Annotated in this window: 9 protein-coding genes; 4 read left to right on the forward strand and 5 right to left on the reverse strand. The window is 66.6% G+C overall.

Features of this window, described 5'->3' with window-relative positions; translation table 11 throughout:
• Window positions 1-14: 14 nt before the first annotated feature.
• Both rlmB and QTN24_RS23860 read left to right on the forward strand, forming a co-directional pair.
• Window positions 15-752 (forward strand): 23S rRNA (guanosine(2251)-2'-O)-methyltransferase RlmB, encoded by a 738-nt coding sequence (gene rlmB / locus QTN24_RS23855; protein WP_313840094.1) that lies wholly within the window; start codon window positions 15-17, stop codon window positions 750-752.
• Window positions 753-755: 3 nt separating this feature from the next.
• Window positions 756-1,496, forward strand: coding sequence for an NAD-dependent deacylase (locus QTN24_RS23860; protein ID WP_313840095.1), 741 nt, complete (start codon window positions 756-758; stop codon window positions 1,494-1,496).
• Between the two features lie 45 nt (window positions 1,497-1,541).
• On the opposite strand, the gene tal is transcribed toward QTN24_RS23860, so the two are convergent.
• A complete protein-coding gene (gene tal / locus QTN24_RS23865; RefSeq protein ID WP_313840096.1) occupies window positions 1,542-2,498 on the reverse strand; it encodes a transaldolase in 957 nt (318 codons plus the stop codon).
• A 180-nt stretch (window positions 2,499-2,678) separates the two neighbouring features.
• Here tal and rpiA point away from each other — a divergent pair, with 180 nt between their 5' ends.
• Window positions 2,679-3,365, forward strand: a complete 687-nt coding sequence (gene rpiA, locus QTN24_RS23870; protein ID WP_313840097.1) for a ribose-5-phosphate isomerase RpiA — start codon at window positions 2,679-2,681, stop codon at window positions 3,363-3,365.
• A gap of 18 nt (window positions 3,366-3,383) precedes the next feature.
• Here the strand turns inward: rpiA and QTN24_RS23875 are convergent, their stop codons facing one another.
• The gene (locus QTN24_RS23875) at window positions 3,384-4,037 is read right to left on the reverse strand and encodes a response regulator (RefSeq protein ID WP_124683988.1); all 654 of its coding nucleotides are present in this window, start codon (window positions 4,035-4,037) and stop codon (window positions 3,384-3,386) included.
• On the reverse strand, window positions 4,034-6,037 hold the full coding sequence (locus QTN24_RS23880; protein ID WP_313840098.1) for a type IV pili methyl-accepting chemotaxis transducer N-terminal domain-containing protein: 2,004 nt from the start codon (window positions 6,035-6,037) through the stop codon (window positions 4,034-4,036). Before QTN24_RS23880 ends, QTN24_RS23875 begins: the two co-directional genes overlap by 4 nt.
• A 306-nt stretch (window positions 6,038-6,343) precedes the next feature.
• Here QTN24_RS23880 and QTN24_RS23885 point away from each other — a divergent pair, with 306 nt between their 5' ends.
• Complete coding sequence (locus QTN24_RS23885) at window positions 6,344-7,627, forward strand: hypothetical protein (protein ID WP_313840099.1); 1,284 nt, start codon at window positions 6,344-6,346, stop codon at window positions 7,625-7,627.
• Between the two features lie 100 nt (window positions 7,628-7,727).
• Here the strand turns inward: QTN24_RS23885 and QTN24_RS23890 are convergent, their stop codons facing one another.
• Together QTN24_RS23890 and QTN24_RS23895 are read right to left on the reverse strand one after the other, a co-directional pair.
• Window positions 7,728-8,234, reverse strand: a complete 507-nt coding sequence (locus QTN24_RS23890; RefSeq protein WP_313840100.1) for a hypothetical protein — start codon at window positions 8,232-8,234, stop codon at window positions 7,728-7,730.
• Window positions 8,231-8,758 (reverse strand): hypothetical protein, encoded by a 528-nt coding sequence (locus QTN24_RS23895; protein WP_313840101.1) that lies wholly within the window; start codon window positions 8,756-8,758, stop codon window positions 8,231-8,233. The genes QTN24_RS23890 and QTN24_RS23895 overlap by 4 nt, the downstream gene beginning before the upstream one ends.
• Window positions 8,759-9,028 lie beyond the last annotated feature (270 nt).

Below are 9,028 nucleotides of genomic sequence, written 5' to 3' on the forward strand. Positions count from 1 at the left end.
GTACAATGCGCGCCATGGCCAAACACAAACTTCTGATCGGCTTTCACGCCGTCAACGCCCGCCTGCGCCAGAACGCGCAGAGCGTCTCCGACATCTACATCGAAGCGAACCGCAAGGACCGCCGCATGCAGGACTTCATCCGCCTGGCGGAGAGTCTTGGCGTGACGCTGCATCCCGTCGACGCCGACCGCCTGCGCGGCATGGCCGGCACCGACCGCCACCAGGGCGTGGTGGCACGCGCGGACGATATCTCGCTGGCGCTGAACCTGGACGAATTGCTGGACGGCATCGAAGGCACGCCGCTGTTGCTGGTGCTCGATGGCGTCACCGATCCGCATAACCTCGGCGCGTGCCTGCGCGTGGCCGACGGCGCCGGCGCCCATGCCGTGATCGCGCCGAAAGACCGCAGCGTCGGCCTGAACGCCACCGTGGCGAAGGTTGCCAGCGGCGCGGCCGAAACCGTTCCCTATATCACCGTGACCAACCTGGCCCGCACGCTGCGCGAGCTGCAGGAACGCGGCGTCTGGGTCATCGGCACGGCCGACGGCACCGAGAAGGCGCTCTACGACGTGGACCTGAAGGGCCCGACGGCAATCGTCATGGGTGCGGAAGGCGAGGGCATGCGCCGCCTGACGCGCGAGACGTGCGACGACCTGGTCGCCATCCCGATGGCGGGCGGCGTGGAAAGCCTGAACGTGTCGGTGGCCAGCGGCGTGTGCCTGTACGAGGCGGTCCGCCAGCGCCGGGGCTGACGCATGGCCGGGGATGCCGCCAAGCTGGAGCAGGCCCGCACGTGGATCGCCGCGGCGCAGAACATCTTCGTGCTGACCGGCGCGGGGATTTCCGCCGAGTCGGGCGTACCGACGTTCCGCGACGCGCTGACCGGCCTCTGGGCCCGCTTCGATCCCGAGGAACTGGCCACGGAGGTCGCCTACCGGCGCCAGCCGGCGCTGGTGTGGCAGTGGTACCAGCACCGGCGCGAGCTGGTGGCGGCGGCCCGGCCGAATCCCGCGCACTACGCGCTGGCGGCGCTGGCCCGGCAGAAATCGGTAACGCTGATTACGCAGAATATCGACGGGCTGCACCAGCAGGCCGGCAGCGAGCACGTGGTGGAGCTGCACGGCAACCTGTTCGCCAACAAGTGGCTCGATAGCTGCGGCCGGTGCGACACCGTGCCGCCCGTGCCCGGCGATCCGCCGCACTGTGCGCTATGCGGCGCGATGATGCGCCCCGGTGTGGTGTGGTTTGGCGAGGACCTGCCGCGCGTGGCCCGCTTCCGGGCCGATCACGCGGCGCAGACGTGCGATCTCTGCCTGGTGGTGGGGACTTCGGGACTGGTCTATCCGGCCGCGGCACTGCCGGGCCTGGCGAAGGAGCACGGCGCCCGGGTCATCGTCGTGAACCCGCAGCCGTCGGCGCTGGACCAGACGGCCGACCTGGTGGTGTCGGCCGCGGCCGGTGACGCGCTGCCAAAGCTCTGGCCGCCAACCACCTGACCCTCGGCCCTTCGGCCTCCCGCCCCCTCAGGCCCCTCAGCCCCCTCAGCCCGCCAGTTCGGCGACGAGCTTTTCCAGCTTGACCGCGTCCGCCGCAAACAGGCGGATGCCTTCCGACAGCTTCTCGGTCGCCATCGCATCCTCGTTCAGTTGCCAGCGGAAAGCCGCCTCGTCGGCGGCGATGCGCGCGATGTTGGCCGCCTGCGCCTGCTCGACCGACAGCTTGCGGTCGACCTTGGCGTCGCTGGCCGCCAGTTGCTCCAGCAGGTCGGGGCTGATCGTCAGCAGGTCCGATCCGGCCAGCGACAGGATCTGACCCGTGCTGCGGAAGCTGGCGCCCATGACCTCGGTCGCGTAGCCGAACTTCTTGTAGTAGTCGTAGATCTGGCGCACCGAGCGCACGCCGGGGTCGTTGTCGCCGGCATTGGCGTCGGCGTCCCACTTGTCGCCGGCCTGTTTCTTGTACCAGTCCAGAATCCGGCCGACGAACGGCGAGATCAGTTGCGCGCCGGCTTCCGCGCACGCCACGGCCTGGGCCAGCGAGAACAGCAGTGTCATGTTGCAGCGGATGCCGTCGCGCTGCAGGATCTCGGCGGCCTTGATGCCTTCCCAGGTCGACGCAATCTTGATCAGCACGCGCTCGCGCGCCACGCCGCGCTGCTCGTACAGGCCGATCAGGTGGCGCGCCTTGGCGACGGTGGCCTGCGTGTCGAAGGACAGCCGCGCATCCACCTCGGTCGACACGCGGCCGGGCACGATCGCCAGGATCTCGCAGCCGAAGGCGATCAGAAGCTGATCCATCACCGCTTCCACGCCGGCGGCACCGTGATGGTCGCGCGTGGCCTGTTCCAGCAGGGGCCGGTACTCGGGCTTCTGGACGGCCTTGAGGATCAGCGACGGATTGGTGGTCGCGTCCTGCGGGGTGTACTGCTTCATGAGCTGGAAGTCGCCGGTGTCGGCGACCACCGTGGTGAACTGCTTCAGTTGTTCGAGCGCGTTCATGGTCTGGGTTCCGTCTGGAAGAAGTCGGCTGGAAGGGCGCCGGGAATGGGCCATTGTAACGGCGTCGCGCCAGGCGGCAACCGGTTCGGCAACGCCGGCGCGGTATTCCCGGCCGGGGCGGGGCCGCCGGCCGCGATCCGCTACACTACGCGCTTTCCCAACGCTTTTCTGGCTGTTGTCATGACTCAGGATGAACTCAAGGCGCTGGTCGCGCAAGCTGCCGCGGACTATGTGAAGCAGGAAGTGCCCGAAGGGGCCGTGCTCGGCGTGGGCACGGGCTCGACCGCCAATCTCTTCATCGACGCCGTGGCGGCGTTCAAGGAGCGCTTCAGCGGCGCCGTGTCCAGCTCCGAGGCGTCCACCCGCCGCCTGCAGCAGCACGGCTTCAAGGTGCTGGACCTCAACGAGGTGGACAGCATCCCCGTCTACGTCGATGGCGCCGACGAGATCGACGCCTCGGGCGCCATGATCAAGGGCGGCGGCGGCGCGCTGACGCGCGAGAAGATCGTCGCGGCCGTGGCCGACCGCTTTGTCTGCATCGCCGATGGCAGCAAGCTGGTGCCGGTCATGGGCACGTTCCCGCTGCCGGTGGAGGTGATCCCGATGGCACGCGCGGCCGTGGCGCGCCAGCTGGCCGCGCTGGGCGGCCAGCCGCGCCTGCGCATGACCAAGGAAGGCGGCATCTACAAGACCGACAACGGCAATGTGATCCTCGATGTCGCCGGGCTGAAGATCGACGATCCGAAGGGTCTCGAATCGCGCATCAACCAGCTGCCCGGCGTGGTGACGGTGGGCCTGTTCGCGCTGCGTGGCGCCAACGTGCTGCTGCTGGGCACCGAGCACGGCGTGCAGCGCACCGACTACTGAGCGGATGCCCCCGCGCGGTCAGCCGGCCAGCCCGTGCTCGACCGCGTAGACCGCCACCTGCACGCGGCTGGCGAGGTTGAGCTTCTTCAGGATGTTCTGCACGTGGATCTTCACCGTGCTCTCGGCCACGCCCAGTTCCCGTGCAATCTCCTTGTTGCTTTCGCCCCGCACCAGCCCGTTGACGATGTCGCGCTCGCGTGCGGTCAGCGGCGCGCTGTCCTGGCCGCGCCCGGGCGGGACCGGCACCGGCGGCGCCCGGAACTGCTGCACCAGCTTGGCGGTCATGGCCTCGGAAATCACCGGTTCTCCTGCCGCCGCACGGCGGATGGCGCTGGTCAGCGCCTCGGTCTCGATGTTTTTGAGCAGGTAGCCGCGCGCGCCGCTGCGTAGCGCCGTGGCCAGTTCCTCGGCTTCCTCCGATACGGTCAGCACAATCACGGCGCTGTCCGGCAGGTCCTCCACGAGCAGTTGCAGCGCTTCCAGCCCCGACAGCCCCGGCATGTTCAGGTCCAGCAGGATCACGTCGGGCCGGTGCTGCTTGGCGCGCTTGATGCCCTCCACGCCGTCGGCCGCCTCGTCGACGATCTCGAAGTCCGTCTGCCGCTGAAGCAGCGCCCGGATGCCCGACCGGAACAGCGTGTGGTCGTCGATCAGCAGGATGCGGATGGTCATGATGCGGGTTCCTCTTGTGGCGCCTGGCGCCGTTGCCCGGCGGGCGGGGCGCCGCGCGACGGGGGCATGTCGTCGCGCGGCAGGGTCAGTTCGATGCGGACGCCCAGCCCCGGCCGGGCGTCGATGGCCAGCCGGGCGCCCAGCCGTGCCGCGCGTTCGCGCATGATGTGCAGGCCGATATGGCTGGCGTCGCGCTGCGCCAGCCGGCTCGCGTCGAAGCCGTCGCCATCGTCCTGCACCACGAGCTGGAACACACGGCCGTGGCGGATCGTGATCGTCACGTGCTCGGCCATGGCGTGCTTGCGAACGTTCGACAACGCCTCCTGCAGGATGAACAGCACCTGCAACTGGTGCTCCGGCTGCAGCGGCAGCCCCTTGTCATCCATCGTGAGCGTGGCCTCGGTGCGGCACTGGCGCCGGAAGCGCGCCACCGTTTCCTCCACGGCTGGCCGCAGGTCGCCCGTGGTCAGCCGCGAGCGGAAGTTGTGCAGCAGCTCGCGCACATCCTGGTAGCTTTCCTCCACGCCATGCCGCAGCAGCGGGATGATGTCGTGCACCTCGGCAGCGGCGCCACGCTCCACGGCGTCTTCCAGCAACTGCACTTGCAGATTCAGAAAATTCAGTCCCTGCGCGATGCTGTCGTGCAGCCCCTGCGCCACGAGATTGCGCTCTTCCACGACGGCCAGTTGCCGCGCGCTGGCCGACAGTCGGACGTGTTCTAGCGCGGTTGCCAGGTGCTGGGCCATCGTTTCCAGCAACTGGCGGTCCGACGGCGGCAGTTCGCGCGCCACGCGGAAGTGCAGCGTCAGCGTGCCGGCCGGGCCGTGCAGCGTGTCCAGCCGGAAGGCGGCCATCGACAGGAACCCTTCGCTGCGGCAGGGCGAGAGCGCGCCGTTCGACGGGGCAGGGACGGGCATCGCTTCGGCAAACATATCGGGCAGCACGGCCCGCCGCAGATCCGCCACGGTGACGATGCCGGTGTGCGTGGCGCGGCCGCAGTGGCAGGCGTCGATGTCCGCGCAGTGGTCGTTGTCGGCCAGCGTGGCCGACAGCCCGACGGCCGCCAGCCGATGGAGCCGCCCCTGCCGCGCGTCGTAGACCCGGACCGTGCCGCCATCGGCGCCGAACTGCTGCAGCACGCGTTCCAGAAAGCCGCGCGCCAGCGTTTCGGCGTCGCCGGCCTGGTTCAGGAACGCGGCCATGTCGTACAGCGATTCGAGGTCGCGGTTCTGGCGCGCCAGTTCGGCGGTCTTGCTGGTCACGCGCGCGGCGAGGTCGTGGTAGAGGTCCTGCAGCTCGGCGGCCATCCGGTTGAAGCCGGCGTTCAGCGTGCCGAACTCGTCGCGCGTTTCCACCGGCAGCCGCAGCGAGAACTCGCGGCTGGCCATGCGGCGCAGGCCGTCCTGCAGCCGCAGCACGGGCAGGATGATCCAGAGATAGAGCAGGTAGATCACGGCCACCGTGCCCACGCACGCCATCGCCGCCAGGCCCACCTGGGATAGCCGCAGCATGTCGGTCTTGCGCGCGCTGTTCTGTTCGATCTGGCCGACCAGCCGATCCGCCTGGTCGACGAAGCCGGGCAGCGCCTGCACGTAGGCGGCGGCCTGCCCGGCCAGCGCCATCGGCTTGAGCCGCTCGGACCAGTCGGCCAGCACGGCTTCCAGTTGCGCATGGATCGCCGGGTCGTCTGGCACGAACAGCGGCCGCGCCGGATTGCCCTTGCGCAGTTGCGCCAGGGTGCGGTCCAGCGCGGCAATCTGGCTGGTCAGGGTATGGGGTTTGCCGGCCGCCGACAGCGACAGTTCGATGGCGACGCGATTGGCGCGCATCCGCAGGCTGCCGGCATCGTTGATGGCGGCGCCGGCACCTTCGAGCTTCCACGACAGGTAGAGCGTGCCGGCGATCATCGCCAGCACGGCAAGCAGCGACACGAGCGACAGCAGGATGATCCGCGTCGACAACCGGTAGCGCAGCGGCGTGAGCTGCACGGTTTCGGACACGTGACCCGTGTCCGGGAAGGCTGCCGAGGGAGGATCGGATGGGCCGTCGGGTGTCTGGGATGCCTGGGGCGGGGATTCGGTCGAGGGGTGGGAGGCGAAAGCTGACATGGATGCAGGCTGGCGCAAGGGGGCGGGCACAACCTCGCGCTGATTTTCGGCCCGTCGGGGCCTGCCGTTTCTGCGCCAGATCAATAAGTCGGCGATCGACGGCCGACTGTGGCGTAGATGACCCGCCGCTATTGAAGCGGCCCGCCACGGCGGCGGACAATCGGCGTTTTTCGACGCCGACTGGCGCGGGTGATCCCCATGAAGGCCGTCAATCTCGATTACGCGCGCACCCCGCGGCCCGCCGTGGTGTTCGGTTGTCTGATGCCCGCCCCGTGGCTGGGCGCGGCCGCCGGGCTGTTGCTGGCGCTCGGGCCCGCCGACGGCTTGCCGCACCGCTTTGCGCCGCTGGCGCTGGCGTCAGTCCATATGGTGGCGTTGGCGATGCTGCTGCCGGTGATGCTTGGCGCACTATTCCAGATGATGCCGGTGATTGCCCATGTGCCGGTGCCGCGCGTGCGATGGATCGCACCGTTCGTCGCCCTGGCCGGAGTTGGCATGGCGACCGCCTTGTCCGCCGGCTTCCTCGGCGCTGGCGGCGCGGCGTTCCGCTGGGCCGCCGCGATGGCGCTGTTTCCACTCGCGGTGGCGATGGTCCTGCTGACGGCGGGGCGGCGCGTGATGCGCGTCGATGCCACGACGCGCACGCTGGCATGGATCGGCGCGCCGTTGCTGGCGACAGTCGCCGCAGGCATCGCGTTGGCGTGCACGCTCGGCGGGTGGTGGCAGTTGCCGGTATCGACAGTGCTGCCCCTGCACGTGGCGTGGGGGCTCGGCGGCTGGCTGGGCGCCCTGGTGACCGGCGTGGCCACGACCGTGCTGCCAATGTTCTGGCAGGCGCGACGCCTGCCGGCCCCGCTGCAGCGCTGCCTGCCGATGGCGCATTGGCTGTTGCTGCTGGCTTTCAGCCTCGCCGTCGTGACGGCAGGCGAGGGCACCATCGCCCGCTACGCGCTCCTGCCGTACCTCGCTTTCATCGTCATCCTCGGCATGGCGATGCTGACCACACTGCTGCGCGCCCGCCGCCGGCACGACCCGCATTGGCTGCTCTGGCTCATCGCATCGGCCAGCATGTCCACCGCCGCGATGCTGGCCGCCGTCGCCCAGTTCCATCCCGCGCCGGCATTGCCATGGCTAATCGGCGTCCTGACCCTGATCGGCTGCGGCGCGCTGCCGGTCACGGCCATGCTCGGCAAGATCGTCCCGTTCCTGGTGTGGCTCCATCTGCGCCGCATGCTACCGCCGCGCGCAAAAGTGCCCGTCATGCAGGCCATCATCCAGCCCCACCGCCAACGCCAGCAAGCGATGGTGTTGCTGGCAGCTTTCGCAGCACTGCTCGTGCTGCCCATGGCACCGGAAGCGCTGGCGAGGTTGGGGGGATGCTTGTTCGCGGCTGCTAACGCGATGCTGGGTGTTCAGTTGCTAGGCGCGCTGCGGCGCATGTGGGTTGTGCGTCGGCAGGGTGGGGTGTGGGGGGGGGGGTAGTCTCGGTTTGGGCGTTGTTAGGTCTTATCCAGTGCTTGCACCGGCTGCAGTTTGTCAGAGCCGAGCTTCGTGCAGACCTTACGCTTGAATGCAGATCGCTTCAGAAAGCTCTCGCACGGTTCTCTGCTGAACATTCCTGTAGTTTCACATCCAGTTCTTCACTCAAACTAAACCACGCAACGTCCTTATTGCGAATATCGATGAGTCCGTGGCCCAGCCTGGTGTTGACATAGACGGATTTATTGTCTTCCGTGAATCCGATCTCGAGGATTCTACTTCCGAAAACTTCGCTGAGTAACCTGCGCATTCGTGGCCCTTTTCTGTCGAGCGAGTACAGCGTCAGGTAAGTTGTCTGAGGGTGTGCTGGATTCGCTTGATTTGGCAGGCCGTACACTACCAAGAGGGAATTTTCGAGATTGAAAAGCCCTCCAGTTAGCTGGTGTCTGATCCTCAGGGCGCCTATCTCTCGGGAGTTCTGCCGCAGAACTAGGAAGTTGCTCGAATTTCTCTCCACGGACAAATTGCCGGAGCAAGAGTGTACTGGACGAACCGCCAACGCAGTGCTCGAGAAAAGCAGGAAAAAGCCAGTGACAATGAGCGATTTCATGAATCATCTCCTAATATCTGGTAAGCCAGCCTCGTCTCTTCCCAACGTGGAGATACGCTTCGCCGGTCGTTAGGGTTCACGCGCTTCGTCACGGCTGCGGAAGCTTCCCGCGCGATCCCTCCGTCAGCGGGCTTACCAACTCGGTACCTTGCGCAGTAGAAGCCTGCCGTGTCGACGCACGAGTAGGCATCATTGGCGACCACTTCAGGATTTGGAATGATCGGTCCAGGCCTCCGCGTCTTGAACCATACGGGATCATAGTCACTCTGCTGTAGCCATCCTCGGTATTTCCAATACTCACTGTAGTTATACTTTCCAGTAAGCTGCTTGAATCCCCGTCCGCGAAACTTGGTGCCGTCTCCAGGATCGGTATTTGCGAGTGCAGGGTTATTTTGATAATCGTCAAAGGCTTCAGAGAATTCTTTTGGCGAATCCAAGTATCCGTTGACTTCAGGAGTGACAGAATAATGATTGCGTTTCACCGCGACGGGCGCGGCAATTGTGCTCTCTCGCACGGCCATCATGTAGTGGGACTCCACAGCACACTGCCCGAAGAAATGAGCAGCCCTTGTGCTATTATCAAAGGCATACTTGCGAAGCACCCGGTTTATATGGATCCGGTACATCTCCTTATATTATGCCCCTGTTTTGGATGCGGACTTGTAGTGCTTCTCCAAATATATTTGTGCGAGTTCCGCCTCACTCAACCATCCACATCTGCGGAAAACCTCGATAAACTGCAGTGGATGAAAGAACCAGAGCTTGTTTCCGGCAGGGAGGCCGGTTGCCTCCCA

The organism is Cupriavidus sp. SZY C1, from assembly GCF_032190535.1.
Classification (GTDB): domain Bacteria; phylum Pseudomonadota; class Gammaproteobacteria; order Burkholderiales; family Burkholderiaceae; genus Cupriavidus; species Cupriavidus pauculus_C.

Excerpts from the sequence above, each read along its gene's own strand:
- QTN24_RS23860 (WP_313840095.1), top strand. The coding sequence starts at position 756 with ATGGCCGGGGATGCCGCCAAGCTGGAGCAGGCCCGCACGTGGATCGCC.
- QTN24_RS23885 (WP_313840099.1), top strand. The coding sequence starts at position 6,344 with ATGAAGGCCGTCAATCTCGATTACGCGCGCACCCCGCGGCCCGCCGTG.
- tal (WP_313840096.1), bottom strand. The coding sequence starts at position 2,498 with ATGAACGCGCTCGAACAACTGAAGCAGTTCACCACGGTGGTCGCCGAC.
- rpiA (WP_313840097.1), top strand. The coding sequence starts at position 2,679 with ATGACTCAGGATGAACTCAAGGCGCTGGTCGCGCAAGCTGCCGCGGAC.
- QTN24_RS23890 (WP_313840100.1), bottom strand. The coding sequence starts at position 8,234 with ATGAAATCGCTCATTGTCACTGGCTTTTTCCTGCTTTTCTCGAGCACT.
- QTN24_RS23875 (WP_124683988.1), bottom strand. The coding sequence starts at position 4,037 with ATGACCATCCGCATCCTGCTGATCGACGACCACACGCTGTTCCGGTCG.
- QTN24_RS23895 (WP_313840101.1), bottom strand. The coding sequence starts at position 8,758 with ATGATGGCCGTGCGAGAGAGCACAATTGCCGCGCCCGTCGCGGTGAAA.
- rlmB (WP_313840094.1), top strand. The coding sequence starts at position 15 with ATGGCCAAACACAAACTTCTGATCGGCTTTCACGCCGTCAACGCCCGC.